General features: G+C 61.6%; 19 protein-coding genes, 2 tRNA genes and 1 pseudogene. 4 read left to right on the forward strand and 18 right to left on the reverse strand.

All coding sequences use genetic code 11. From position 1 onward, the window contains the following. Positions 1 to 123: 123 nt before the first annotated feature. The 3 genes from J3P89_RS24405 to ptsP are packed head-to-tail and all read right to left on the reverse strand — an operon-like array spanning position 124 to position 5688. Positions 124 to 1869: a PTS fructose-like transporter subunit IIB gene (locus J3P89_RS24405; protein ID WP_434695891.1), complete on the reverse strand. Its 1746-nt coding sequence runs from the start codon at positions 1867 to 1869 to the stop codon at positions 124 to 126. A 13-nt stretch (positions 1870 to 1882) separates the two neighbouring features. Beyond that, entirely contained in the window at positions 1883 to 2824 is a 942-nt protein-coding gene (gene pfkB / locus J3P89_RS24410) for a 1-phosphofructokinase (protein ID WP_434695892.1), read from the reverse strand. Continuing rightward, positions 2824 to 5688 (reverse strand): phosphoenolpyruvate--protein phosphotransferase, encoded by a 2865-nt coding sequence (ptsP, locus tag J3P89_RS24415; protein WP_434695893.1) that lies wholly within the window; start codon positions 5686 to 5688, stop codon positions 2824 to 2826. Before ptsP ends, pfkB begins: the two co-directional genes overlap by 1 nt. A 288-nt stretch (positions 5689 to 5976) precedes the next feature. Between ptsP and cra the strand changes: the two genes are divergently transcribed. Next, entirely contained in the window at positions 5977 to 6972 is a 996-nt protein-coding gene (cra, locus tag J3P89_RS24420; RefSeq protein WP_434695894.1) for a catabolite repressor/activator, read from the forward strand. A 20-nt stretch (positions 6973 to 6992) separates the two neighbouring features. Next, positions 6993 to 7769: a TatD family hydrolase gene (locus J3P89_RS24425; protein ID WP_434695897.1), complete on the forward strand. Its 777-nt coding sequence runs from the start codon at positions 6993 to 6995 to the stop codon at positions 7767 to 7769. A gap of 52 nt (positions 7770 to 7821) precedes the next feature. On the opposite strand, the gene J3P89_RS24430 is transcribed toward J3P89_RS24425, so the two are convergent. The 5 genes and pseudogenes from J3P89_RS24430 to J3P89_RS24450 all read right to left on the reverse strand — a co-directional run bounded on the left by J3P89_RS24430 (position 7822) and on the right by J3P89_RS24450 (position 13788). After that, on the reverse strand, positions 7822 to 8535 hold the full coding sequence (locus J3P89_RS24430) for a methyl-accepting chemotaxis protein (RefSeq protein WP_434698053.1): 714 nt from the start codon (positions 8533 to 8535) through the stop codon (positions 7822 to 7824). Positions 8536 to 8679: 144 nt separating this feature from the next. Continuing rightward, positions 8680 to 9819 (reverse strand): annotated as a pseudogene (locus J3P89_RS24435) (HAMP domain-containing protein); the annotation flags it as partial. 300 nt (positions 9820 to 10119) lie between these two features. Beyond that, entirely contained in the window at positions 10120 to 10956 is an 837-nt protein-coding gene (gene ampE / locus J3P89_RS24440; protein ID WP_305496891.1) for a regulatory signaling modulator protein AmpE, read from the reverse strand. Next, positions 10953 to 11513 (reverse strand): 1,6-anhydro-N-acetylmuramyl-L-alanine amidase AmpD, encoded by a 561-nt coding sequence (gene ampD / locus J3P89_RS24445; protein ID WP_434569850.1) that lies wholly within the window; start codon positions 11511 to 11513, stop codon positions 10953 to 10955. Before ampD ends, ampE begins: the two co-directional genes overlap by 4 nt. A 64-nt stretch (positions 11514 to 11577) precedes the next feature. Beyond that, entirely contained in the window at positions 11578 to 13788 is a 2211-nt protein-coding gene (locus J3P89_RS24450; RefSeq protein WP_434695900.1) for a DUF1631 domain-containing protein, read from the reverse strand. A gap of 267 nt (positions 13789 to 14055) precedes the next feature. Here J3P89_RS24450 and nadC point away from each other — a divergent pair, with 267 nt between their 5' ends. Beyond that, positions 14056 to 14904, forward strand: coding sequence for a carboxylating nicotinate-nucleotide diphosphorylase (gene nadC / locus J3P89_RS24455; RefSeq protein ID WP_434695901.1), 849 nt, complete (start codon positions 14056 to 14058; stop codon positions 14902 to 14904). Positions 14905 to 14942: 38 nt separating this feature from the next. Here nadC and J3P89_RS24460 read toward each other — a convergent pair whose 3' ends face one another. Continuing rightward, positions 14943 to 15248: a DUF6388 family protein gene (locus J3P89_RS24460; protein ID WP_434602788.1), complete on the reverse strand. Its 306-nt coding sequence runs from the start codon at positions 15246 to 15248 to the stop codon at positions 14943 to 14945. A 299-nt stretch (positions 15249 to 15547) separates the two neighbouring features. On the opposite strand from J3P89_RS24460, the gene J3P89_RS24465 reads away from it, so the two are divergent. Beyond that, complete coding sequence (locus tag J3P89_RS24465; RefSeq protein WP_434698054.1) at positions 15548 to 16093, forward strand: hypothetical protein; 546 nt, start codon at positions 15548 to 15550, stop codon at positions 16091 to 16093. A gap of 11 nt (positions 16094 to 16104) precedes the next feature. On the opposite strand, the gene J3P89_RS24470 is transcribed toward J3P89_RS24465, so the two are convergent. The 9 genes from J3P89_RS24470 to J3P89_RS24510 all read right to left on the reverse strand — a co-directional run bounded on the left by J3P89_RS24470 (position 16105) and on the right by J3P89_RS24510 (position 25262). Beyond that, positions 16105 to 16180, reverse strand: a tRNA-Thr gene (locus J3P89_RS24470). 125 nt (positions 16181 to 16305) lie between these two features. Further along, positions 16306 to 18411, reverse strand: a complete 2106-nt coding sequence (pnp, locus tag J3P89_RS24475; RefSeq protein WP_305496899.1) for a polyribonucleotide nucleotidyltransferase — start codon at positions 18409 to 18411, stop codon at positions 16306 to 16308. A 194-nt stretch (positions 18412 to 18605) separates the two neighbouring features. After that, positions 18606 to 18875 carry a 30S ribosomal protein S15 gene (gene rpsO, locus J3P89_RS24480; protein ID WP_011332409.1) on the reverse strand — a complete coding sequence of 90 codons (270 nt, stop codon included), beginning with the start codon at positions 18873 to 18875 and terminating at the stop codon, positions 18606 to 18608. A gap of 143 nt (positions 18876 to 19018) precedes the next feature. Beyond that, a complete protein-coding gene (gene truB / locus J3P89_RS24485; protein ID WP_434626164.1) occupies positions 19019 to 19936 on the reverse strand; it encodes a tRNA pseudouridine(55) synthase TruB in 918 nt (305 codons plus the stop codon). Between the two features lie 3 nt (positions 19937 to 19939). Further along, a complete protein-coding gene (gene rbfA, locus J3P89_RS24490; RefSeq protein ID WP_181287552.1) occupies positions 19940 to 20341 on the reverse strand; it encodes a 30S ribosome-binding factor RbfA in 402 nt (133 codons plus the stop codon). 159 nt (positions 20342 to 20500) lie between these two features. Then, complete coding sequence (gene infB / locus J3P89_RS24495) at positions 20501 to 23020, reverse strand: translation initiation factor IF-2 (RefSeq protein WP_434626165.1); 2520 nt, start codon at positions 23018 to 23020, stop codon at positions 20501 to 20503. A gap of 27 nt (positions 23021 to 23047) precedes the next feature. Next, positions 23048 to 24529: a transcription termination factor NusA gene (gene nusA, locus J3P89_RS24500; protein WP_047229054.1), complete on the reverse strand. Its 1482-nt coding sequence runs from the start codon at positions 24527 to 24529 to the stop codon at positions 23048 to 23050. A 59-nt stretch (positions 24530 to 24588) separates the two neighbouring features. Further along, positions 24589 to 25047, reverse strand: a complete 459-nt coding sequence (gene rimP, locus J3P89_RS24505) for a ribosome maturation factor RimP (RefSeq protein WP_053118762.1) — start codon at positions 25045 to 25047, stop codon at positions 24589 to 24591. 138 nt (positions 25048 to 25185) lie between these two features. Next, positions 25186 to 25262, reverse strand: a tRNA-Met gene (locus J3P89_RS24510). Positions 25263 to 25265 lie beyond the last annotated feature (3 nt).

The following is a 25265-nucleotide window of genomic DNA, read 5'->3' on the forward strand; positions in this document are numbered from 1 at the left end:
TGAACATCGATAACCCTGTGGGAGCGAGCCTGCTCGCGAAAGCAGTGTGTCAGGCAACAAATTTGCCAACTGACACACCGTCTTCGCGAGCAGGCTCGCTCCCACCAGGGGAATCACAAAAGGTCAGGCCTTCGCCGGCTCCAGCGCCATCTCCACCGCCTCAGGCCGCTTTAGCAGCGCATAGGTCACTGCCGTCAGCAGGCTGCCCGCGACGATTGCCAGCAGGTACAGCAGCGCATGATTGATGGCGTTGGGGATCAGCATCACGAACAGGCCGCCGTGAGGGGCCATGAGTTTGCAGCCGAAATACATCGACAGCGCACCGGTCAGCGCACCACCGGCAACACTTGACGGGATCACCCGCAGCGGATCCTTGGCCGCGAACGGAATCGCGCCTTCGGAAATGAAGCACAGCCCCAGCACCAATGCCGCTTTACCGGCCTCGCGCTCGGTCTTGGCGAATTTGCGCCGGGCGATGAACGTAGCGATGCCCAGGCCAATCGGCGGGACCATGCCGGCGGCCATGGTCGCGGCCATGGGTGCATAACTCTGCGAAGCCAGCAGCCCCACCGAAAACGCATAAGCGGCCTTGTTGATCGGCCCACCGAGGTCGACGCACATCATCGCCCCCAGCAGCACGCCCAGCAGCAGCGCATTGGTGGTGCCCATGCTGTCGAGGAAATGCGTCAGGCCTTCGAGCATGCCCGCCACTGGTTTGCCGACGATGTAGATCATCACCAGGCCGGTGAACAGGCTCGCCAACAGCGGAATGATCAGGATCGGCTTGAGCGCTTCCAGGCTCTGGGGCAGCCGCGCGTAGCGGTTGATCGCCTTGGCGGCATAGCCGGCCAGGAAGCCGGCAATGATCCCGCCGATGAACCCGGCGCCCAAGGTGCTCGCCAGCATCCCGCCGATCATGCCTGGCGCCAGGCCCGGTCGGTCGGCGATGGAATAGGCGATGTAGCCCGCCAGCAGCGGCACCATCAGTTTGAATGCGGTATCGCCGCCGATCTGCATCAGTGCCGCCGCCAGGGTGCCAGGCTCCTTGAAGGCCTCGATGCCGAACACGAACGACAAGGCGATCATCAAGCCACCCGCCACCACCATCGGCAGCATGAACGAAACACCGGTCAGCAAGTGTTTGTAGACGCCGCTTTTTTCCGCTTTCGCCGGACCGCCGGAAGCCTCGCTGGCGACGCTTTCCTGCCGACCTTCGGCCAAGGCTTTGCTCAACGTGGCTTCGGCCTGCTTCAACGCGATGCCGGTGCCGCAGCGGTAGATTTTCTTGCCGGCGAAACGCTCGGTGGCGACTTCAATGTCCGTCGCCAGCAGCACCACGTCGGCCTCGGCAATCGCTTCGGGACTCAGCGGATTACGCGCGCCCACCGAGCCCTGGGTTTCGATCTGCAAGTCGTAGCCCAAACGCGCCGCTGCCTGCTGCAAGGCTTCGGCGGCCATGAAGGTGTGGGCAACGCCGGTCGGGCACGCGGTGATGGCCACCAGGCGCGGGGCGCGCTCGGTCGAGGCCTGTGGTGCTTCGGCGAGCACGTCGGCCTCGGCCAGTACCGCGGCTTCCTCGGCGCCACGCCGCAGCACCGTATCAACGTCTTGCAGGGCTTGGGCCGGAGTGCTGCGAAATACCCGCTTGCCGATAAATCGAGACAGGTCCACCGGGCCGCTGGCAACCAGCAGCACCCACTCGGCCGCCTCAAGCGTGGCGGCCGACAACTGGCGCTCGGGGTGCGCCGGGTCATGCACTTCAACGCTGGTGCTCCAGCCCTGGCGCTGGGCCGCCGCGTCCAGCAGACGGGCGCACAACACACTGGTGACCATGCCGTTCGGGCAGGCCGTCACAATGGCTAATTTCATCTTGCGAACCCTCTTATTGTTCTGTCAGGGGGCGCACGCGCACGCCCTGTTCAAGCGACGCCAGCAACGCGGTGTCGTGGATGCCAAAACCGATCTGCGTGACCGCCATGGCGGCGATGGCCGTGGCGCTGCGCAGGGTCTGCTCCGGCGTGTGCGCACCGAGCAAGCCGTGCAGCATGCCGGCCAGCAGCGAATCACCGGCACCCACGGTACTGGCAACCGTCACCTTGGGCGGCGAAGCATGCAGCGCCGAACCGACGCTGAACCAGTTCACGCCGTCGGCGCCATGGGAAATCACCACGTGCTCGATACCCTCGGCATGCAGGCGCTGCGCCGCTTGCGCCTGGGCCAATTCGCTGACCACGGCGCAGCCCAGCGCATCGGCCAGCTCCTCGGTGTTCGGCTTGATCAGCCACGGCCCCGCCGCCAGGGCGACGCGCAAGGCTTCGCCGCTGGTGTCGAGGGCCACGTTCAAGCCAAGTTGTTTCAGGCGCGTGATCAGCGCCCGCAGCCATTGCGCACTGACGCCACGCGGCAAGCTGCCCGCCACGACCACCACATCGTGGCCTGGGGCGATTTGCTCAAGGCGCGCCAGCAACGCCTGCTGCGCGGCTTCGTCGACCATTGGGCCCGGGCCGTTGAGATCGGTGATGCGGCCGTCCTGCTCGGCCAGCTTGATGTTGCTGCGGGTTTCGCCCGGAACGCGGATGAATGCGTCGACGAAGCCACGCTGAGCGAATAGCGTCTCGAACACCTGGGCGTTGTCCTCGCCGAGAAATCCACTGACCGTCAGCGTGTGGCCGAGATCGGCCAACACCTGGGCCACGTTCACGCCTTTACCGGCGGCGTGGGCGTGCATGGCATCGCTGCGGTTGACCTGGCCCGGTTCCAGGCGCGCCAACTCCACCGTGAGGTCGAGCGCCGGGTTGAGGGTCAGGGTAAGAATCTTCGCCATTACAGCGCCTCCACTAATGCGCGCACGTCGTCAGCGCTGCCCACGGCCAAGGCCTCTTGGGCCAGGGTTTGTACTTGCGCCAGGCTCAATTCGCGAACCCGCGCCTTGACCTCGGCAATGCTGCGGGCCGAAACGCTCAATTCGTCGACGCCCAGGCCCACCAGCACCGGCACCGCCAGCGGATCGGCCGCCAGCTCGCCGCACACGCCGACCCATTTGCCATGGGCATGGGCCGCGCGCACGGTGATGTCGATCAGCTGCAATACCGCTGGATGCAGGCCGTCGGCCTGGGCCGACAGAGTCGGGTGGCCCCGGTCGATCGCCAGGGTGTATTGGGTCAGGTCATTGGTGCCGACGCTGAAGAAGTCGACCTCCTTGGCGAGCACCGGCGCCAGCAACGCGGCGGACGGCACTTCGATCATGATCCCCAGTTGCAGGTCCGCCACCGGGATTTCCCGGCGCAGGCGCTCGGTCATGTCGCGGGCCTGGCGCCACTCGTCGACGCTGCCAACCATGGGGAACATGATCCGCAGCGGACGGTTGTCCGCCGAGCGCAACAAGGCGCGCAACTGCGCTTCCATGACCTGCGGACGCTGCAAGGTCAGGCGGATGCCGCGCACCCCGAGGAACGGGTTTTCTTCCTTCGCGATCGGCCAGTACGGCAACGGTTTGTCGCCGCCCACATCAAGGGTTCGCACCACCAGCGGCCGACCGGCCAGGCCATCGAGCACCTTGCGGTATTCGGCTTCCTGGGTCGCTTCGTCCGGGGCCTCGTTGTGAGCCATGAAAATCAATTCGGTGCGCAGCAGGCCAATGCCTTCCGCGCCCTGCTCCACCGCGCTGGTGACGCCGGCGCTTTCGCCGATGTTGGCAAACACTTCCACGGCGTGACCGTCACGGGTCAGCGCCGGTTGGTGACGCTGCTCGGCGGCGGCCTTGAGGCGCTGCTCGCGGGTGTCGCGTTCTTCGGCGGCGCGTTGCAGCGTGGCGGCGTCCGGGTCGACATGCAGCCGACCGCGCTGGCCGTCCAGCAGCAAGGAGGTGCCCGGCGCCAGCAGCAATACCGCTGCCCCGGCGCCGACCAGGGCGGGAATGCCCAAGGCACGGGCAACAATCGCGCTGTGGGCGGTGGCGCCGCCCCGGGCGGTCAGGATCCCCGCCACCCGAGCCGGATCCAGGCGGGCGACGTCGGAGGGGCCGACTTCGTCCATCACCAGAATGTACGGTTGATCCGGCTCAGCCGGCGTTTCCACGCCACACAGTTGCGCCAGCACCCGACGGCCAACGTCCCGCAAGTCGGCGGCACGTTCGGCAAGCAAGGCATCCTGCAGGGCTTCCTGTTCTTTCGCGGCGGCTTCGATCACGCCCATCCACGCCGCTTGCGCGCTCTCGCCCAGCTTCAAGCGGGTGTCGACCTCGTCGGTCAGCTCCGGGTCGTCGAGCATTTCCTGGTGAGTGATGAAAATTTCGCGGATGGCCTTGGCCTTCGCGCGCTCGATCAAGCCTTCGATGTCGCGGCGCACCTGGCTCAGGGCTTTTTGCAGGCGCTCGCGCTCGATGGCCGGTGACTCGCCGCGCAACGGATAGTCGATGTCTTGCAGCACTTGAATATGCGCCGGGCCGATGGCGATGCCCGGTGCGGCGGCGACCGCCTGGAGCAGGCTGCCGGATTCGGGCGCCAGCATCACGCTGGCGACTTCGGCGATGGTGGTTTCCCGTGGCGCGCTCGGTGGCGGCAGCGGTTCGACCTCTTCGCCGAGCCCCTCTTCGACGGCGGCCAGCAAGGCCGGCAGCGCATCGGCGGCAATGCTCGGCTCGGCGATGAACTCCAGGACCTGGCCGCGACGGGCGCCCAGGCTCAACAGTTTGCTCAAGCTCTTGGCCGACACGGCGCTGTCCTGGCCGTCGACGATGCGCACGCGGATCTCACCTTCGAAGTTTTTCGCCAACTGCGCGAGGATTTTCGCCGGACGTGCATGCAGGCCGTGGGCATTGGCCAGGCCGATACGGGCGCTGGGCCAGTCGGCGGGCAGCTCGCCGCCCAGCACTTCGAGGACCTTGCGACTGCTGGTGGCGCGGCCCAGTTCGTGGCCGCGACCTTCGATCAGCAGCGCGCAGAGTCTTTCCAGCAAGGCCTGATGGGCCTCGCCGAGGCTGGCCAGGCAGAACAGTCCGCTCAGGGGCTGGCCGAGGTAGCGGATGGGCTTGTCCGGCGTGACGAAAGCCAGGCCAGGGCGCTTGACGGTCTGTTCACTGTGCAGCCACCACAGGCCGTCGCCCAACGGCAGCGCCTCGACCTGCTGCAACACACCGGCGAAGCCGTTGCTCACGCAGTCCGCCTGGCGCAACAGACGAGCGCCGCGCCACACCAGTTCTTCGAAATCGTCGGCCGACACGCCGAGGCCGATCATCTGCGCATCCAGCGCCAGTTCCTGCGGCGCGCCTTGCAGCAGTTTCAACAGCGCCTCGGCAGACCCGGCGCGGCGCAGGGCCTGGCCCAGGTCCGTCTCGCCGAGGGCGCGGGTCAGCAGTTGCAACAGGCGCAGGTGCTCGTCGGATTTGGCCGCGATGCCAATCGCCAGGTAAACGATCTGGCCATCGCCCCAATCCACGCCGTCCGGGAATTGCAGCAGGCGCACGCCGGTGGCATACACCAGGTCGCGGGTCTGCGGGGTACCGTGGGGAATGGCAATACCTTGGCCAAGAAAGGTCGAGCCCTGGGCCTCGCGGGCCTGTAAACCGGCGAGGTAACCTTCGGCGACCAGGCCATCGGCCACCAGTTTGTCGGCGAGCAATTGCAGCGCGGCGTCTTTATCCACAGCCACCTGGGCCATGGATATCTGCTCTAGAGTGAGCTCGAGCATGCTTTCTCCTTTTTGGCGTCCGGTGGGCGCCAGGTATTGTTTTGAATGAATCAGCTTAGCGTGTGGGACGGCTTCCGGCGGTATCGCGGCAGTGCGGCCAGAAAATCCCAAGAGCCTGAAAATACGCCTGCTGAAACGTTTAATCTAGAAAGATTGGCACGTTACTCGATAATCTCTCATCCTTGAAGTGCAACTTGTCGAAAGCGCCTCGGGGGTGACCATCGTGCCGAATCGGGTAGGATGGGCCTTCAATGTCGCGGCACACTCGAAAAAACAAGGAAAACCGGGTTGAAACTCAGTGATATCGCCCAGCTTGCCGGTGTGTCCGTCACCACCGCCAGCTACGTCATCAACGGCAAGGCCGAACAGCAACGCATCAGCAACGCGACCGTCGAACGGGTGCGGGCGGTGGTCGAAGAACATGGCTTCACGCCTAACCCCCAGGCCGCCGGGCTGCGCAGCCGGCACACGCGGACGTTGGGTTTCATCCTGCCGGACCTGGAAAACCCCAGCTATGCCCGTATTGCCAAGCTCCTGGAGCAAGGCGCCCGCGCCCGGGGCTATCAACTGTTGATCGCCAGTTCCGACGACGCGCCCGACAGCGAGCGCCAATTGCTGCAACTGTTCCGCGCCCGGCGCTGCGATGCGCTGATCGTCGCCAGTTGCCTGCCGGCCGAGGATGACAGTTACCGTCAGCTCCAGGCCAAGGGTATTCCGATCATCGCCATCGACCGGGTGATGGAGCCGGCGCACTTCTGCTCGGTGATCAGCGATGACCGCCAGGCCAGCCTGCAACTGACCCGCAGCCTGCTGGACACCCACCCGCGGCAGATCGCGCTGATCAGTGCCCGTCCCGAACTGAGCATCAGCCAGGAGCGGGCCGCGGGGTTCCGCGAGGCGCTGGCCGGGTTCGACGGCCAGGTGTTTATCGAACACGGCGAGTCGTTCAGCCGTGAATGCGGTCGCCAACTGATGGACGAGATGCTCGCGCGCCTGGGGCATTTGCCCGATGCGCTGATCACTACGTCCTATGTACTGCTGCAAGGCGTGTTCGACGCCCTGCATGATTTTCCGCTCAAGTCGCGGCCGCTGCGCCTGGGCACGTTTGGTGATACGCAATTGCTGGATTTCCTGCCGCTGCCGGTCAATGCCATGTCCCAACAGCATCAACTGATCGCCGCCAAGGCGCTGGAACTGGCGCTGGCAGCCATCGAGAACGATAACTACCAGCCTGGTGTCCAGGCGATTGCCCGCACGTTCAAACAGCGCATCCACCAAGGCTGAGGATTTTCCCGGATCGAACCATGGAGCTGATCGACACCCACACCCACCTGGACTTCCCGGATTTCGACGCGGATCGCTCGGCGCTGCTGGCCGAAAGCCGCGCCCTGGGCGTTCGGCAAATGGTCTTGCTGGGGGTATCTCGGGACAACTGGCAACGGGTCTGGGACCTCGTGCAAAGCGACCCCGACCTGCATGCCGCGCTGGGCCTGCACCCGGTGTACCTCGACCGGCATCGTGGCGAAGATCTTCAGCAATTGCGTGACTGGCTGGCCCGCCTGGCCGGGCATCGGCAGTTGTGTGCGGTGGGGGAAATCGGCCTGGACTATTACATCGAGACCCTGGACCGTGATCGCCAGCAGGCGTTGTTCGAGGCACAACTGGGCCTGGCCGTGGAGTTCGAACTGCCGGCACTGATCCATGTGCGCCGCAGCCACGCGGCGGTGATCGCGACCCTGAAGCGTATCCGCCCCACCCGCACCGGCATCATCCACGCCTTCGCCGGCAGCTTCGAAGAGGCCCGCGAATACATCAGGCTCGGTTACAAGCTCGGCCTCGGCGGCGCTGCGACATGGCCGCAGGCTTTGCGCATGCACCGGGTGCTGCCAAAACTGCCGCTGGACGCGGTGGTGCTGGAGACCGATTCACCGGACATGGCCCCGGCGATGTTCCCCGGCCAGCGCAACAGCCCGGCGCATTTGCCGGCGATTTGCGCGGCGTTGGCGCAGATCATGGGGATCGGCCCGGAGCGATTGGCCGAGGCCAGCACGGCCAACGCCCGCCAACTGTTCAATTGGTGACAACCTGTGGGAGCAGGCTCGCTCCCACATTGGAACTGTGTGGACACAGGAATCAAACCCGAAACGCATTGATCAACTGCTTCAGCTGCACCACCTGCGCGGACAATTCGCGGCTGGCGTCTTCGGTCTGGTGCGCGCCTTCGGCGGTGCGCTCGCCCGCGCGGTTGATCTCGACGATGTTCTGGTCGATGTCATGGGCGACCGCCGTCTGTTGCTCTGCGGCAGCGGCAATCTGCTGGTTCTGGTCGACGATCATGCCTACGGCGCCGAGGATATTTTCCAGGGCCTGCTGAACCCTTTCCGATTGGCCGACGGTGCCGCTGGCCATTTCATGACTGCTGCCCATGGCCTTGACGGCGGCGCCCACGCCGCTGTGCAGCCGGCTGATCATCGCTTCGATTTCCTCGGTCGATTGCTGGGTTCGCTTGGCCAGGGTACGGACCTCATCGGCCACCACCGCGAACCCACGCCCCTGCTCGCCGGCCCGGGCCGCTTCGATCGCGGCATTGAGCGCCAGCAGGTTGGTCTGCTCGGCGATGCTCTTGATCACATCCAGTACACGGCTGATGGCCTGGCTGTCGGTGGCCAGTTGATTGATCACTTGCACCGACTGATCGATTTCACTGGCCAGCCGGGCGATGCTGCTTTGCTGTGACTCAACCAGGCCGCGTCCGCTAAGGGTTTCATCATTCACGCTATGGGCGCTGCTGACCGCCGCGGCGGCACTGCTGGCAACTTCCTGGGCGGTGGCCGACATCTGGTTCATCGCCGTGGCGACCAGCTCGATCTGGCTGCGCTGCCCGGCCACGGCCTGGTTGCTCTGGGCAGACACCGCTTGCACCTGACCGGCCTGGCGCTCGACCTCGGCAACCGTGCGACCGACCTGCTCGATCAGGTCATGGATTTTCGCCACGGTGCCGTTGAACACTTCACCCAGCTCGCCCAACTCATCCTTGCTGCGAGCCACGAAATTGACCGTCATGTCGCCGGCCGCGACCTTGTCCATCATTGCGCCCAAATGCTTGAGCGTGGTGCGAGTCGAGGCATAAAAACCGGCGTACAGGTAAAAAATCAACAGGAACACCACCGCCAGTGCCACCGCTTGCAGCACCATGTGGCTGCGGTTCTGCTCCAGGCGGTGCTGCAACTGGACACCGAGAAAACCCAGTGTCACTTCGTTCAGCCGATAGGTCTGTTCCATCAGGCCGCTGACCTGCTGGTAAAACGCCGACCAGGGGGCGTCGAGCGTATCAGCCATCACCACCTGTTCCTCGATCAGTTCGGCGGCCTGCTTGAGAGAATTCCTGCTGGCGCCAGCCTGCTCGGCAAGCGCCTGCCCGGCCGCCTTGCTGGAGCCAAGGGCGTCCTGCAATTTAAGATCATATTCGCCCTGGAGTTTTTCGACCTGTACCAGCAACTCGTCAAACCGGGTGCTCGAAGCAGAATTGAGGAACCCCAAGCCCAACGACGAAGCCCCCAGCGCACGCCCTTCGCCCAGGATCTGGGTGACCTTGGGAGTCACGCCGACCATCAGGTCGCTGAGTTGGCGGATGTCGCCCTGGTTGTCGCGGCTCAGGCCCGCCTGGCTGGCGATGACCTGGCCAAATATTTGCGCATTGTTGAGCAACCTGCCGATCAACGCGCTTTTGCTTTGCAGTGAGCTTTCGGCCTGCTGGGCCTTGAAGGCGGCAATCATTTCGTCGCGCTTGGCATCGAAGGCGCTGACGTGCTCGGGCTCTGCGGCCATCGCCTGCATGCCCTGGAGGCGCGCGAGAATCTGTTGCTCCAGGGTGCTGATCCGGCTTTCCACGTCGCCCGCCTTGCCGGACTGGCCCAGGCTGGCATTGATCTGCACCAGGTTGTTCAAGGTCTCCAGGTCGCGGCGTAGAGTCAGGCTGCTGCCCAGCAAGTCGAGGCTTTGCAACTCGACTTGAGTGCCCTGAAACTCCCGGTAGGAATCGCGTACCAGAAAGAAGTTGGTCACCAGCATCGGCAGCAGGAACAACACGCTGATCAGGCTGAACTTCATGCCGAAGCTCAGGCGGTTCATCAGGGCGACGGCGGGCCAGAGCAAACTCTTCACAAGGAAGTCTCCCGATAATTTTTATTTTTATAGGCGCGCGGGCAGGCAGCAGAAGGCCACTATGCGGACGCTGCTTCTGTATAGCCTAAATCGGCGAGGAGATTTGTAACTTAAGGTTAACGAGAGGAATGACCCGGCTCAGTCGTGGCGAGGGGATTTATCCCCGTTGGGCTGCGAAGCAGCCCCTGGTATCTGGCTTCCAAAAGCGAGGGGGCCGCTTCGCGCCCCAGCGGGGATAAATCCCCTCGCCACAACCGACTCGCTTGCCTAGGCCAACACCGTCCACAACGCAAACCCGGCATACCAGAGTACTGCCGCGCGCAACAGCAGTTCCCACAGCCGATCCAGGCTGTTGATGCCGTCCGGCCCGGCGACGGGAGTCGGGATCTCGCCGGCCACCAGGCCGACCTTGTTGATCAGGTCGGCCGCGCTGATGTTCCAGTTCAGCAGTTCGTGCAGCATCACCCGGCTGACCGCCACGAAGTTGCCCACCAGGGCGAAGCTCGCCGCCAACAACCGCACCGGTACCCAATCAAACGCGTGGCGCAGCTGCGCCGCACGCTCGGCCACGCCGGGGTTGTGGCTGTGTTCGGCGGCAAGGGCGAGCAATCGATAGCTCAGGGCAGCCACCGGGCCCAGCAGGAAATACCAGAAGATGACCGCAAAAAAACTCTGGTACGCCTGCCACAGCAAGTGCCCCTGGACCCGCTCCAGCAACTGCTCGCCGCCATCGGCATCGATGTTCAGGTCGCGCTTGGCCACATGATTCGCTGCCTGCAGATCTTCACGGCGCCAAGCGTCGCGAAACGGCCCGAGTTCAGCCAACAGATCGCCGCGCCCCAGGCTGTAGATCACCACCAACAGGTGCACCGGCAGTGCCAGCAGACCATAGGCCACCGGCTCCAGCACCCATAACAGCAATGCCAACAGCGCCACCGGCAACAGCACCATCACCATCAGCACCAGCCAGGGCCGATTGACCCAGCGTGGGCTCGCTTCGAGCTTGTTCAGCTCGCCCAGCCAACCGCCGTCACGCTGGACCCGCTGGCGCAGGGCCGAGAATTTCTCGATCCAGACTGCCAGCAGCAACACCAGAAAACTCATTGTCCTTCCCCTTCTGTCAGGGCCGCGCGATAGCGCGCCCAGTCGAATGCCGGTCCCGGATCGGTCTTGCGCCCCGGAGCAATGTCGCTGTGCCCACAGATGCGCTGCACCGTGATCGCCGTAAACGCCGCGCGAAGCTGCCGGGTCAGGTCCACCAACGCGACATATTGCGCGTCGGTGAACGGCAGATCATCGGTGCCTTCAAGCTCGATGCCTATGGAAAAATCGTTACACGTCTCCCGCCCTTCGAAGCACGAAACCCCCGCATGCCACGCACGCTCCAGACAAGAGACAAACTGCGTCACGGCGCCGTCACGTTCGATCAGAAAATGCGCAGAGACACGCAGGTCGGCAATACCGGCAAAGTAGGGATGTTCCGTGACATCCAGACGATTCTGGAAAAATTCCTGCACCTTGCCAGTCGCGAACTGTGCCGGCGGCAGGCTGATGTTGTGGATCACCAGCAGGGAGATCTCGCCTTCGGGGCGCGCATTAAAATTGGGCGAAGGGCAATGACGCACGCCATCGCACCAACCGCTCACGGGGTCCAGCTGCATACGGGTTCCTTCGATGACGACGGTGAGTGCCGCCAGTATGCCGCGATCTACGTCGGCTGCGCGATCACTTGCCGCGATTGAGCTGGCGCAGGTTGCCGAGAACAGACTCCAATGCCCGGTCGAACAGCAGGGTGTCGTCCAGCAGACGTGCCGCTCCCCGGCGGAACTCCAGGGCGAGGCTGGTGCGGCTGTGCTCCAGGACCTTGAGGCCGGTGCGGTTGACGAAAACGAACTTGCCGGTGGCCTGGATGATCGCCGCCAGCTTGCAACGCAGGCTGTTGTCTTCGTCTTCCTGGAACTCTACCCAGCATCCCAGGCGCAATTGATCGACCTGAAGCAGGCCTGCATCATCAGCCGGCAAGCGCACGGTCGGCTCTTGCGCGGGCGTCTGTGGCGCAGTGCGAAGGACGATGGGTTCCGCCACTTCGACCATGACCGGCAGATCCGCCGGCTCGCCAGCCTCCGTTGCCTGACCCAGCCGCTGCAGGGCCTGGACATGAAGCAATTCCAGCTCGCTGAAAAATTCGCTGGTGGCGAACGGATCGAACGCCGAGCGACTCAGCCCCTCGCGCAGGGCCTTGAGCAGCTCCGGCACCATCGCCAGCAAACGCAGGCCCGCATCGGACTCTTCGTGATGCTGGACACTCCAGACCAATTGTTCCAGGGTCAGCACGTCGGCCCGCCATTCGGCTGAATGCTCGCCATGCTTGAAGCCGGTCAGCAGCAGCACCTGGCTCCAGGCCTGCTGCACGAAATCCACTACGGCCTGGGGCAGGACTTTGCCCAGCATGACCTGGTTCAGTGCCCCTTCGACCCGCTGTCGGGCCAGGTCGGCCTTTGCCCTTCCCTCTTCGGCGTCACGGATGCGCTGCTCAAGCAATTCACAACGGCGGCGCTCGTCGCTGGTGAACGCCAGGAAATCGGCCAGCACTTCGGAAAATATCGCCGGATCGTCGACGAAGTCGTTCAACAGGCGCTGCACCACCTGCTCGATGCGCAGATAGAGGCTGTCGCGCTGATGATCATCGCAATCACCCCAACCCATCGCCGCCGCTGCGATTTCATTGAGCAACCGGCGCGCCGGATGATTATTGCGACTGAAAAAGCTCTTGTCCTGCACCGCGACCTTGAGCATCGGGATCTGCAGCCGGCCGATCAAGGCCTTGAGGGAGTCCGGCAGGTTACGGTCATCAAGGATGAATTCGAACATCATCGCGATCAGGTTGATCACGTCTTCGTCCGCGCCTTCGACCACGCGGGATTTGCCGCTCTTGACACTGACCCGGGTCAACAGCTGTTCAAGCTGGCTGCGCAGGTCGAAGTCATCCTGAACCGAGGGGGCCGGCACGTATTGCTGCAAATGAGACAACAAGCGCAAAAGGTCACGGGTCGTGATTGGCTGGGCCGGTGCACTGGGCTCAAGGGTCGGCGCGACACTGCCGCGCACCTGGACCAACAACTTCTGCAAAGCGGCGAAGACTTCGTGCACGCTGTCATCGACATCGTCGACCCTTGGCCTGGCAGGCCCGGCAGTGCTGGGTCGAGCAGGCTCTTCGACACGGTCCGAGGCCCGCCGCGACGGAGAAACCTTCAAATCCGGCAAGATCCCGGTTGCCGCCAATAGCTGATTGGCCTCGGAATAAAGGTTGTCGCATTCGCTGAGCACATACCGCTCGAAGAGCTTGAGCAGGATCAGCTTGACCTTGATGCCTACGCCCAGGTTACGCCCGGCCTGGAGAAAATTCTCACACAGCAGGGCCGGGCTCAAGGGGTTGTGCTGGTTCGCCAGGGGCCGCGACAGTAACGCGCCGAGTCGCGCCGTGAGTTGATCGAGAGACAGGCCATCGCGACTGAGCACCCGGGTGACCATGGTTTCCACCGCCAGCCGGCGTTCGAGGTCATCATGGTTGGGATGGGCCGGTATGGCGCCCAATACGGGCGCGAGGGTGGCCTGGGTCAGATCGTACTGGGCAAGATTGACGAACGCCTCGAAAAACTGCTCGAGGAATTCACGTTCGATGCTCTTGCGTTTCAGCCGCAGGTCTCGCATGGCTTCGAAGTAGAGGTTCTGCTCCACATCGTTACGCGCCCGGTCGGCCATTTCGAACAAGGTATCGTCAGCGTTATCGAACAATTCCTGCAAGCCAAGGCGCAACTGCTGCGCAGCCTTGTCGCGAACCTGAAGCAGAATCACAGGCAGGCGGGCGAGCGGCGAGCGACTCGCCTGATCGGTAGACGCCTTGTGCAAAGGCACTACATTCCCGTCGTTGTGCATCCTGGCCTCCTGAAAGGGCATTCTTCGGTTCGCGACGTCAAAGTCATGGCGTCAATCGAAAGGCGGATTATCGAGTAAAAGAACCCTGTCGCACCAGTGGACACTTGTGAACCAGCTCGAAATACTCGGAACAACTGACAGGACAATCGGGAAAATGTTGCGGGCATGCGACCAAATGCAGGTTTCATCCGGCAGCGCGCAAGTGGCGCCTTGGGTTCGCCTGCGGCCTGGCCCTATAATCCGGCCACTTTGTTTGTGGAGCCCGTCATGCCGAATCTACGCCTCGCCGATCTGACCGCCGAAATCGAAGCCAACGTGCGCCGTGCGTTGCTCGAAGACATCGGCAGCGGCGACATCACCGCACAACTGATCCCCGCCGAACGCCTGGCCAAGGCCACCATCATCACCCGCGAAGCCGCGATCATCAGCGGCACGGCCTGGGCCGATGCGGTGTTCAGACAACTGGATCCCCGCGTCGCGGTGCATTGGCAAGTGCGCGACGGCGACCGGGCAAGCCCCGACCAGGCGCTGTTCCACCTCGAAGGCCCGGCTCGCTCACTGCTGACGGGCGAACGCAGCGCGCTGAACTTCCTGCAGATGCTCTCGGGCGTTGCCACCCGGGCCCGCTACCTGGCGGACTTTGTTGCCGACACCCAGGTCAAATTGCTGGATACCCGCAAGACCCTGCCCGGGCTGCGCCTGGCCCAGAAGTACGCGGTGATCTGCGGCGGCTGCCATAACCATCGCATCGGCCTTTACGATGCCTTTCTGATCAAGGAAAACCATATCGCCGCCTGCGGTGGCATTGCCCAGGCCATCAGCGCCGCCCACAAGATCGCACCGGGCAAGCCGGTGGAAATCGAAGTGGAAAGCCTGGCGGAATTGAAAGAAGCGCTGGCGGCCGATGCCGACATCATCATGCTCGACGAGCTGAGCCTGGACGACATGCGCGAAGCCGTGCGCCTGAACGGCGGCAAGGCGAAACTGGAAGCCAGCGGCGGCATCAACGAAAGCACGTTGCGCCCGATCGCCGAGACCGGCGTGGACTATATCTCCATCGGTGCGATGACCAAGGACGTAAAAGCCGTGGATCTGTCGATGCGCTTGAGTCTCTGACAACAAAAAACGCCAGCCTTGAGAGGCTGGCGTTTTTTTCAGACCACCAGATTATTCATCTCGCAGTACTCATCCCAATCCACACCCAACACCTCGGCCGCCTCCTTGTGCAAGACAAGGCGCTGCGCCTCGAACTCTTCCGGCGTACTGGTGTACTTGAGCGTCAGCTCCCAAGGCTGCAGGCCCTGGGCTTCAGCCTCATCCTCGAATGCCCACTGGACCTGGTCTTTCTGATCATCGGCGGACAAGTCCTTGATCTCATCGCGCAACTGCGGCGTTTCTTCGAGGTACTTTTCCAGGGCTTCTTCGTGCCTGGCTTCTTGGGACAATTCTTTAGCGGTCATGGCGTTCTCGCTGATCTGGGAATGGAAGATGGATCTGGATCATCAAGGATCTCTCTGACGCAGGAAGCCGTTGGAAGCTCGGTTTTCCTGGCCTTCAGAACCATTCGTGGATCATCTGAAAACTGCTGGGCGATGCTCATGCAGGTGACGAATATAGGATGTTTTGCCAACGATTTACACGGCTCTTTACATCCACCGCAGAAAAAATCTCATGCCTGACGGCAAGGTGCCCAGGAACATTTGTCATGGCAACCAGTCATAGCGATGTGCCATATCGGCACTTCTTCAGGAACCCAATGATGCGCAGCCTTGCGAAACGTTCGTCGACCCGGTTTGCAACCACGTCCCTCCTGCTCGGCAGCCTGAGCTTGATCGGTGCCGTTCAAGCGGCAGTCGAAGTTTCCTCCGGCACCCCTCTGCCGTCTGACACTATCCCGCTGCTTCGCAACTCATTCGACAAGGATATTCTGGTCAAGACCAATATCAGCGTGGGTGATCTGGAAAAACTACCAGAAGCAGTCAAGGACAACACCGCCGAGCTGGACAGTCAGAAGCGCACCCTTGGCGAGCAGGCCCGACAAATCGAAGAACTCAAACGCAACAGTGGCTCCAGCTCCACCTCCAGCAGCAAGGAGATAGACGATCTCAAGCGCATCATCAAGGAACAGGAACGCGATCTGAACGACCTTGGCAAGCAAGTGGAAGAACTCAAGCGCAACAGCGGTTCCAGCTCAAGTTCGAGCAGCAGCGAAATTTCGTCCCTGAAACGGCAGCTCAGCGATCAGGACAACGAGCTGACACAGCTCAAACGCACGGTCGAGGAACTGAGCAGGAAGGTGAAATAACCAGGGGGGATTGGTGCCCGAGACAGGAATCGAACCTGCGACCTTCGCGTTACGAGTGCGCTGCTCTACCGACTGAGCTACACGGGCGGTGGCTAAACCTAGCATCGTCCCCGGGGGACAGGCAACCTGCCCTGAAGGGATTTTCAGCACACAGCAAAACGCCCCGAACCAGTCGGGGCGTTTGCTTGTTCAGCGGTCAAGCGAGGGAGTGATTAAACGCCCGACGCCTTGGCTGCTGCAACGTCCTTGATGGACAGCTTGATACGGCCGCGGTTGTCCACGTCCAGTACCAGCACTTCCACTTCCTGGCCTTCTTTCAGGATGTCGGTCACTTTCTCGACGCGAGCATCGCTCAGCATGGAGATGTGAACCAGACCGTCCTTGCCCGGCAGGATGTTGACGAACGCACCGAAGTCGACGATGCGTTCAACCTTGCCGACGTAGATCTTGCCGATCTCGGCCTCTGCGGTGATGCCCAGGACGCGCTGGCGTGCTGCTTCTGCCGCTTCCTTGGTTTCGCCGAAGATCTTGATCGAACCGTCGTCTTCGATGTCGATCGAAGCCTTGGTTTCTTCACAGATCGCACGGATAGTCGCGCCGCCTTTACCGATGACATCACGGATTTTGTCGGTGTCGATTTTCATCGCGATCATGGTCGGAGCATTTTCCGACAGTTCGGTACGGGACTGACCGATGATCTGGTTCATCTGACCGAGGATGTTCAGGCGCGCTTCCAGGGCTTGGCCCAGGGCGATTTCCATGATCTCTTCGGTGATGCCCTTGATCTTGATGTCCATCTGCAGTGCGGTGACGCCCTTGGCGGTACCGGCCACTTTGAAGTCCATGTCGCCCAGGTGGTCTTCGTCACCCAGGATGTCGGTCAGGACGGCGAATTTCTCGCCTTCCTTGACCAGACCCATGGCGATACCGGCCACCGGCGCCTTCATCGGCACACCAGCGTCCATCAGGGCCAGGGAAGCGCCGCAGACCGAAGCCATCGAGCTCGAACCGTTGGACTCGGTGATTTCCGATACCACGCGAATGGTGTACGGGAACACGTCAGCGGCCGGCAGCATGGCCTGGACCGAACGACGGGCCAGACGGCCGTGACCGATTTCGCGACGACCGGCGCCACCCATGCGACCACACTCGCCCACCGAGAACGGAGGGAAGTTGTAGTGCAGCATGAACGGGTCTTTCTTTTCGCCTTCCAAGGTGTCGAGCAGTTGCGCGTCACGGGCGGTGCCCAGTGTCGCAACGACCAGCGCCTGGGTTTCACCACGGGTGAACAGCGCCGAACCGTGGGTCTTTGGCAGAACGCCGACTTCGATGTTCAGCGGACGCACGGTGCGAGTGTCGCGACCGTCGATACGCGGCTTGCCGTTGACGATGTTTTCGCGAACGGTGCGGTATTCGATTTCACCGAAAGCCGCCTTGACGTCGCTGGCCGATGGCTGGCCTTCTTCGCCGGAGAACTTGGCAACGACCTGGTCACGCAGCTCGCCCAGACGCGCATAGCGGTCGGCCTTGATGGTGATGGTGTAGGCCTGAGAGATCGCTTCGCCGAACTCGGCACGGATCGCGCCCAGCAGCTCGGTGGCTTCTGGCTGAGGAGCCCAGGTCCAGGTTGGCTTGGCGGCTTCGGCGGCCAGTTCCTTGACAGCGTTGATGACCACCTGGAACTCGTCGTGGGCAAACAGCACGGCGCCCAGCATCTGGTCTTCGGTCAGTTCCTTGGCTTCGGATTCAACCATCAGCACGGCTTCGGAAGTACCGGCCACGACCATGTCCAGGCTCGATGCCTTCTGTTGCTCGTAGGTCGGGTTCAGCAGATAGCCGGTGCTTTCGTGGAACGCAACGCGGGCAGCGCCGATCGGGCCATCGAAAGGAATGCCGGAGATCGCCAGCGCAGCCGAGGTACCGATCATCGCAGCGATGTCCGGATCGGTCTTCTTGCTGGTGGAAACGACGGTGCAGACAACCTGCACTTCGTTCATGAAACCCTCGGGGAAAAGCGGACGGATCGGACGGTCGATCAGTCGGGAAGTCAGGGTTTCTTTCTCGGAAGGACGGCCTTCACGCTTGAAGAAACCGCCAGGGATCTTGCCCGCGGCGTAGGTCTTTTCCTGGTAGTGCACAGACAGAGGGAAGAAGCCCTTGCCTGGATCGGCTTGCTTGGCACCCACTACGGTCACCAATACGCTGACGTCGTCGTCAACGGTGACCAGCACTGCGCCGGAGGCCTGACGGGCGATACGGCCAGTCTCGAGGGTAACGGTCGACTGACCGAACTGGAATTTTTTGATTACCGGGTTCACGGTGTCCTACCTTCTTTGTGGCTCTTGGGGAACTTGTCTTCTTGCGAAATTCTTGGGCAATGACGGGAATCGGCCCGACGCCTGTCCAGGGTAAAACGTGTATCCAGATAAAACTTGAGGCTGGGAGCCTGCCATGCGCCAGCGGGAAACCCACTGACGTACGACAGACCACCAACCTCTAGCGCAATCGCTGATTAGCGACGCAGACCCAGGCGAGCGATCAGAGCACTGTAACGGCTCACGTCCTTGCCTTTCAGGTAGTCCAGCAGCTTGCGACGCTGGTTTACCATGCGGATCAGACCACGACGGGAGTGGTGATCCTTACCGTTGGCCTTGAAGTGACCTTGCAGTTTGTTGATGTTGGCGGTCAGCAGTGCAACTTGCACTTCTGGCGAACCAGTGTCACCAACAGCTTGCTGGTAGTCAGCAACGATTTGAGCTTTTTCTTGAACGTCGAGAGCCATGAGGCAATCCTTTTAGTCAGGAAACTGTTCCGAGGAAACAGCTTCAACAGGCCAGGGACAAATCCCTGTATCTATAAATGAGTAGTGACCGTGCCTGTTAACAGCCACACTCGCCAGCCTGTTGTTACACAGGCTGGTTCCGGTCATTCCGACCGAATCAATCGACGCGGCGCGATACGCCCGTCTTCGCTCACTTCACCGATACCGATGAAGCGACCATTGTGATCCTGCACCCGGACCATGCCGAACTTCGGCGCATCCGGAGCGCGCACCGGCTGGCCGTTGAGCCAGTAGAACGCACTGTGTTCGGAGAACTGCAGCAGCGGCCAATCGAGCAAACCGCTGTCCGAAGGCATGAGGAAACGGTCGACCGCTTCGTTGCCGCCTTCGGCGTGTACCGCTTCGAGCTCTTCCAGCGTGACCGTCTGGGCCAGGGTGAAAGGCCCGGCCTGGGTCCGTCGCAATTCCGCCACGTACGCGCCACAGCCGAGCTGCTCGCCGATATCCTCCACCAGGGTACGGATATAGGTGCCTTTGCTGCAATCCACGGCGAGCCGTGCAGTATTACCGCCAAAGGCCAGCAATTCCAAGCGCGCAATAGTAACAGAACGCGGTTCGCGCTCCACTACTTCGCCTGCACGGGCCAGTTTGTACAACGGCTGTCCATCACGCTTGAGCGCGGAGTACATCGGCGGTATCTGACTGATTTGCCCACGAAATTTCGGCAACACCGCCTCGATATCCGCCTGACCAACGGTCACCGGACGCTCCAGCAAAACCTCACCTTCGGCATCCGCCGTGGTGGTGGTCTTGCCCAGTTGCGCCAGGGTTTCATAACCCTTGTCGGAATCGAGCAGGTATTGGGAGAACTTGGTCGCCTCGCCGAAGCACAGCGGCAGCACGCCGGTAGCCAGTGGATCGAGGCTGCCGGTGTGCCCGGCCTTTTCAGCATTGAGCAGCCAGCGAACCTTCTGCAACGCCGCGTTGGAGGTAAATCCCAACGGCTTGTCGAGCAGGATGATGCCGCTGACGTTACGACGGATACGTTTGACCTGAGCCACCGATTACTCCTTGGTGTCTTCGGGTTCAGCGGCAGCCGGATGCTGACTGTCTTCAGCCACGGCACGCTCGATCAGCGCCGACAGATGCGCACCCCGCACGACGCTTTCGTCGTAGTGGAAGTGCAGCTGTGGAACGCTGCGCAGCTTCATTTCCCGCGCCAGTTGCATGCGCAGGAAACCGGCTGCCGAGTTGAGTACCTTGATGCTCTGGGCAATTTCTTCGGCGCTGTCCTGCCCCATCACCGTGATGAAGATCTTGGCGTGACCGACGTCACGGCTGACTTCAACAGCGGTGATGGTCACCAGGCCGACGCGCGGGTCTTTGACTTCGCGACGGATCAGTTGGGCCAGCTCGCGCTGCATCTGATCGCCGATTCGTTGGGTACGGCTATATTCTTTTGCCATGTCTTGTTACCTGTTACTGCCCCACGGTCAAACCCGTGAGGTCTGAAAGCGGCAAACGCCCGGCCTGGCAAAAGCCAGACCGGGCGTTGCGTTTAGAGTCCGCCAGCCAGGCAGCGCATATTCATGCGACTGCCCGGTACGGCTCTTGAAGTACGCGAGTCAGAGGCTGCGAGCAACCTGGACCTTCTCGAAGACTTCGATCTTGTCGCCGACCTTGACGTCGTTGTAGCTCTTGACGCCGATACCGCATTCCATGCCGGCACGTACTTCGGAAGCGTCATCCTTGAAGCGGCGCAGGGATTCCAGCTCGCCTTCGAAGATCACGATGTCTTCACGCAATACGCGGATCGGACGGTTACGGTGAACGACACCTTCGATCACCATGCAACCGGCGATCGCGCCGAACTTCGGCGAACGGAACACATCGCGCACTTCGGCCACGCCCAGGATGTTCTCGCGAACGTCGCTGCCGAGCATACCGGTCAAGGCTTTCTTGACGTCTTCGATGATGTCGTAGATCACGTTGTAGTAACGCATATCCAGGCCTTCCTGCTCGACGATCTTGCGCGCGCCGGCATCGGCACGCACGTTGAAGCCGAACAGTACAGCGTTGGAAGCGAGTGCCAGGTTGGCGTCGGATTCAGTGATACCACCGACACCGCCACCGACAACGCGCACTTGCACTTCGTCGTTACCCAGGCCATTCAAGGCGCCGTTCAACGCTTCGAGCGAACCACGGACGTCGGATTTGAGGACGATGTTAAGCGTCTTCTTCTCTTCCTGGCCCATGTTCTCGAAGATGTTTTCCAGCTTGCCGGCGTGAGCGCGAGCCAGTTTGACTTCGCGGAACTTGCCTTGACGGAACAGAGCCACTTCACGGGCTTTCTTCTCGTCAGCCACAACGCTCATCTCGTCGCCAGCATCCGGGGTACCGTCCAGGCCGAGGATCTCGACCGGGATAGCCGGACCGGCTTCCTTGATTGGCTTGCCGTTCTCGTCGAGCATGGCGCGCACGCGGCCATAGTTCGAACCGACCAGCACCATGTCGCCCTGACGCAGGGTACCGTCCTGAACCAGGACGGTCGCGACCGGACCACGGCCCTTGTCGAGACGCGATTCAACGACCACGCCACGGCCAGGAGCCGAAGGAGTAGCGGTCAATTCCAGAACCTCGGCTTGCAACAGAACGGCTTCGAGCAGTTCGTCAACGCCGGTACCCATCTTCGCCGAGACCGGAACGAAAGGAGTGTCGCCACCCCACTCTTCGGAGGTCACGCCGTGGACCGACAGTTCGCTGCGGATGCGATCGAGATCGGCGCCCGGCTTGTCGATCTTGTTCACCGCAACCACCAGCGGCACGCCAGCAGCCTTGGCATGCTGAACGGCTTCGATGGTTTGCGGCATCACGCCGTCGTCCGCTGCAACCACCAGGATCACGATGTCGGTCGCCTTGGCACCACGGGCACGCATCGCGGTAAACGCGGCGTGGCCCGGGGTATCGAGGAACGTCACCATGCCACGGTCGGTTTCAACGTGGTACGCACCGATGTGCTGGGTGATACCACCGGCTTCGCCAGCGGCTACCTTGGCACGACGGATGTAGTCGAGCAGCGAGGTTTTACCGTGGTCAACGTGACCCATGACGGTCACGACCGGCGCACGGGAAACAGCTTCACCTTCAAACTTCAGGGACTCGGCCAGGGAGTCTTCCAGGGCGGTGTCGCTGACCAGGGTCACTTTGTGGCCCAGCTCTTCGGCGACCAGTTGGGCAGTTTCCTGGTCCAGTACCTGGTTGATGGTGGCTGGCGTGCCCAGCTTGAACATGAACTTGATGATTTCAGCAGCCTTGACCGACATCTGCTGGGCCAGATCGCCCACAGTGATGGTCTCGCCGATCTTCACTTCACGCACGACAGGGCCGGTAGGGCTCTGGAAACCGTGGGCGTTGCGTTTCTTCAGCTTGGCCTTGCCGCGACCGCCGCGACGGAAGCCATCGCTTTCTTCGTCGGTGGTACGTGGCGCAACACGCGGCGCAGGCGCCTTTTCCTTGACCGAAGCACGATGAGGAGCGTTTTTGCGCTCGCCATCGCCACTGCCACGACGGTTGTCGTCGGCACGTGGTTTGTCCGGACGACGCTGTTCGTCGCGCTTGCGGGTGTCCGCCGGCGCCGGAGCAGCTGCCAGGACAGGAGCGCTCTCACGCACTGGCTCAGCTGCCGCCGCAGGTGTCTCGACCACTTCGGCTGGAGCAGATTGCGCAGCAGCAGGCTGGCGACGCGCTTCTTCTTCGGCGCGACGCTTGGCTTCTTCTTCAGCCTTCTGACGTGCAGCATTTTCTGCCGCGCGACGTTCTTCCAGTTCGCGTTTGCGCTCGGCTTCGATTTCTTCCGGGCTGCGCTGTACGAAGACTTTCTTCTTGCGTACTTCAACGCTGATGCTTTTGCTACCGGCAACACGCAGGGTGCTGGTGGTTTTACGCTGCAGAGTGATCTTGCGCGGTTCTTCCACTTTCGCCTTGTGACTGCTCTTCAAGTGAGTGAGCAGGGACTGCTTCTCACTGTCGGTCACATGTTCCTCGGCGGCGGTGTGCGGCAGACCTGCCTCACGCATCTGCTGCAACAGGCGCTCTACCGGTGTTTTGACCTCATCGGCCAGTTGTTTCACCGTGACTTGCGTCATGCACTTCTCTCCTCAGGCCGCGCCTAATTACTCGAACCAGTGGGCTCGGGCGGCCATGATCAACTTGCCGGCACGATCATCGTCAATGCCGTCGATGTCGAGCAGATCGTCAATAGACTGCTCGGCCAGGTCTTCGCGGGTAATTACGCCGCGCACCGCCAGTTCCATCGCCAAATCCTTGTCCATGCCCTCAAGCGAGAGCAGGTCTTCGGCCGGATGGGCGTCTGCCAGCTTTTCCTCAGTAGCGATGGCTTTGGTCAACAAGCGATCCTTGGCACGAGCGCGAAGCTCGTTGACGATGTCCTCGTCAAAGCCGTCGATGTTGAGCATTTCCTCCACCGGTACGTAGGCAATCTCTTCCAGGCTGGTAAAGCCTTCATCCACCAGCACCTGCGCCAGCTCTTCATCGACTTCAAGCTCTTCGATGAAGTTGCGCAGGATGTCGCCGGTTTCAGCTTGCTGCTTGGCCTGGATGTCCGATTCGGTCATCACGTTCAGGGTCCAGCCAGTCAATTGGCTAGCCAGACGCACGTTCTGACCACCGCGACCGATGGCCTGAGCGAGATTGTCTGCGCCAACGGCGATGTCCATGGCATGGGCATCCTCGTCGACGATAATTGCCGCCACTTCAGCGGGCGACATGGCATTGATCACGAACTGAGCCGGGTTATCGTCCCACAGGACGATATCCACACGCTCGCCGCCCAACTCGCCGGATACGGCCTGGACGCGCGAACCACGCATGCCGATGCACGCACCTTGCGGGTCAATGCGCTTGTCCTTGGAGCGGACCGCGATCTTGGCGCGCGAACCCGGATCACGGGAGGCGGCCATTACTTCGATCAGGCCTTCAGCAATTTCCGGCACTTCGATGCGGAACAACTCGATCAGCATTTCCGGCGCGGTACGCGACAGGATCAGCTGCGGGCCGCGGTTCTCGGTGCGGATTTCCTTGAGTAGCGCACGCAAACGCACGCCAACACGGAAAGTTTCGCGAGAAATGATGTCTTCACGAGCCAGCAATGCTTCGGCATTGTTGCCCAGATCAACGATCACGTTGTCGCGGGTGACTTTTTTAACGGTGCCGGAGATGATCTCTCCCAGGCGCTCGCGATAGGCATCGACGACTTGCGCGCGCTCGGCTTCGCGAACTTTCTGCACAATGACCTGCTTGGCAGTCTGTGCAGCAATGCGGCCAAATTCGATGGACTCGATCTTTTCTTCGACGACATCACCCACCTTGGCGCCAGGATGCGTTTCTGCAACCTTGCTCGGCCAGGTTTCGATAGCCGGATCATCCAGGTCGGCTTCCTCGACTACCGTCCAGCGACGGAAAGTCTCGTAGGCACCAGTGTGGCGATTGATCTCCACACGCAAATCAACTTCGTCTTCGAAGCGCTTCTTGGTAGCAGTGGCCAGGGCCAGCTCGAGTGCTTCAAAAATAACGTTAGCCGGTACGCCCTTTTCATTGGATACCGACTCAACAACCAGCAGTACTTCTTTGCTCATCGTACGCCTCGCCTTTCGCAAGCCATTGGATCCGCGGGATCCGCAGTATCTGGCACGTATCAGTCAAAACTGGGAATAATGTTGGCCTTGTCGATCATATCGATCGGCAACAGGAACTCATGGTCATCTACCTGCACCACGACATCCTGTTCTTCCACACCGCGCAGAAGGCCTTGGAAGTTGCGTCGGCCTTCAAAGGGCGAGCGCAGCTTGATCTTCACTTGTTCACCGGCAAACAAAGCGAACTGTTCAAGAGTGAACAGAGGGCGTTCCATGCCAGGCGAGGAAACTTCAAGGGTGTATTCGGAGGTGATGGGATCTTCAACATCCAGCACACCACTGATCTGACGGCTGACGATGGCGCAATCATCCACCAACACGCCGCCTTCCTTATCGATATAAACGCGCAACAGTGAGTGGCGACCTTGAGCCGAAAACTCAATACCCCAGCATTCATAGCCAAGGGCCACGACCACCGGGGCCAACAAGGCCTGCAACTGTTCTAGCTTGCTCGACACCTGAACCCCCTCGTGCATGTATGTGCATGCCATGCAAATAAAAAAAAATGGGCGAATCGCCCATCCCTGAAACGCCGTCGAACAGCGGCGTTGTAAATGTCCAGCTAACAAAAAGCCCCTTGGAAGGGGCCCTGAAACTGGTTGCGGGAGCCGGATTTGAACCGACGACCTTCGGGTTATGAGCCCGACGAGCTACCAGGCTGCTCCATCCCGCGACA

Source organism: Pseudomonas sp. Z1-14, from assembly GCF_051132005.1.
Taxonomy (GTDB): Bacteria; Pseudomonadota; Gammaproteobacteria; order Pseudomonadales; family Pseudomonadaceae; genus Aquipseudomonas.

Bases quoted from the DNA above. Each gene is read 5' to 3' on its own strand.
- J3P89_RS24405 (WP_434695891.1), bottom strand. From the start codon at position 1,869: ATGAAATTAGCCATTGTGACGGCCTGCCCGAACGGCATGGTCACCAGT.
- pfkB (WP_434695892.1), bottom strand. From the start codon at position 2,824: ATGGCGAAGATTCTTACCCTGACCCTCAACCCGGCGCTCGACCTCACG.
- ptsP (WP_434695893.1), bottom strand. From the start codon at position 5,688: ATGCTCGAGCTCACTCTAGAGCAGATATCCATGGCCCAGGTGGCTGTG.
- J3P89_RS24425 (WP_434695897.1), top strand. From the start codon at position 6,993: ATGGAGCTGATCGACACCCACACCCACCTGGACTTCCCGGATTTCGAC.
- J3P89_RS24430 (WP_434698053.1), bottom strand. From the start codon at position 8,535: ATGAACCAGATGTCGGCCACCGCCCAGGAAGTTGCCAGCAGTGCCGCC.
- ampE (WP_305496891.1), bottom strand. From the start codon at position 10,956: ATGAGTTTTCTGGTGTTGCTGCTGGCAGTCTGGATCGAGAAATTCTCG.
- ampD (WP_434569850.1), bottom strand. From the start codon at position 11,513: ATGCAGCTGGACCCCGTGAGCGGTTGGTGCGATGGCGTGCGTCATTGC.
- J3P89_RS24450 (WP_434695900.1), bottom strand. From the start codon at position 13,788: ATGCACAACGACGGGAATGTAGTGCCTTTGCACAAGGCGTCTACCGAT.
- nadC (WP_434695901.1), top strand. From the start codon at position 14,056: ATGCCGAATCTACGCCTCGCCGATCTGACCGCCGAAATCGAAGCCAAC.
- J3P89_RS24460 (WP_434602788.1), bottom strand. From the start codon at position 15,248: ATGACCGCTAAAGAATTGTCCCAAGAAGCCAGGCACGAAGAAGCCCTG.
- J3P89_RS24465 (WP_434698054.1), top strand. From the start codon at position 15,548: ATGCGCAGCCTTGCGAAACGTTCGTCGACCCGGTTTGCAACCACGTCC.
- rpsO (WP_011332409.1), bottom strand. From the start codon at position 18,875: ATGGCTCTCGACGTTCAAGAAAAAGCTCAAATCGTTGCTGACTACCAG.
- rbfA (WP_181287552.1), bottom strand. From the start codon at position 20,341: ATGGCAAAAGAATATAGCCGTACCCAACGAATCGGCGATCAGATGCAG.
- infB (WP_434626165.1), bottom strand. From the start codon at position 23,020: ATGACGCAAGTCACGGTGAAACAACTGGCCGATGAGGTCAAAACACCG.
- nusA (WP_047229054.1), bottom strand. From the start codon at position 24,529: ATGAGCAAAGAAGTACTGCTGGTTGTTGAGTCGGTATCCAATGAAAAG.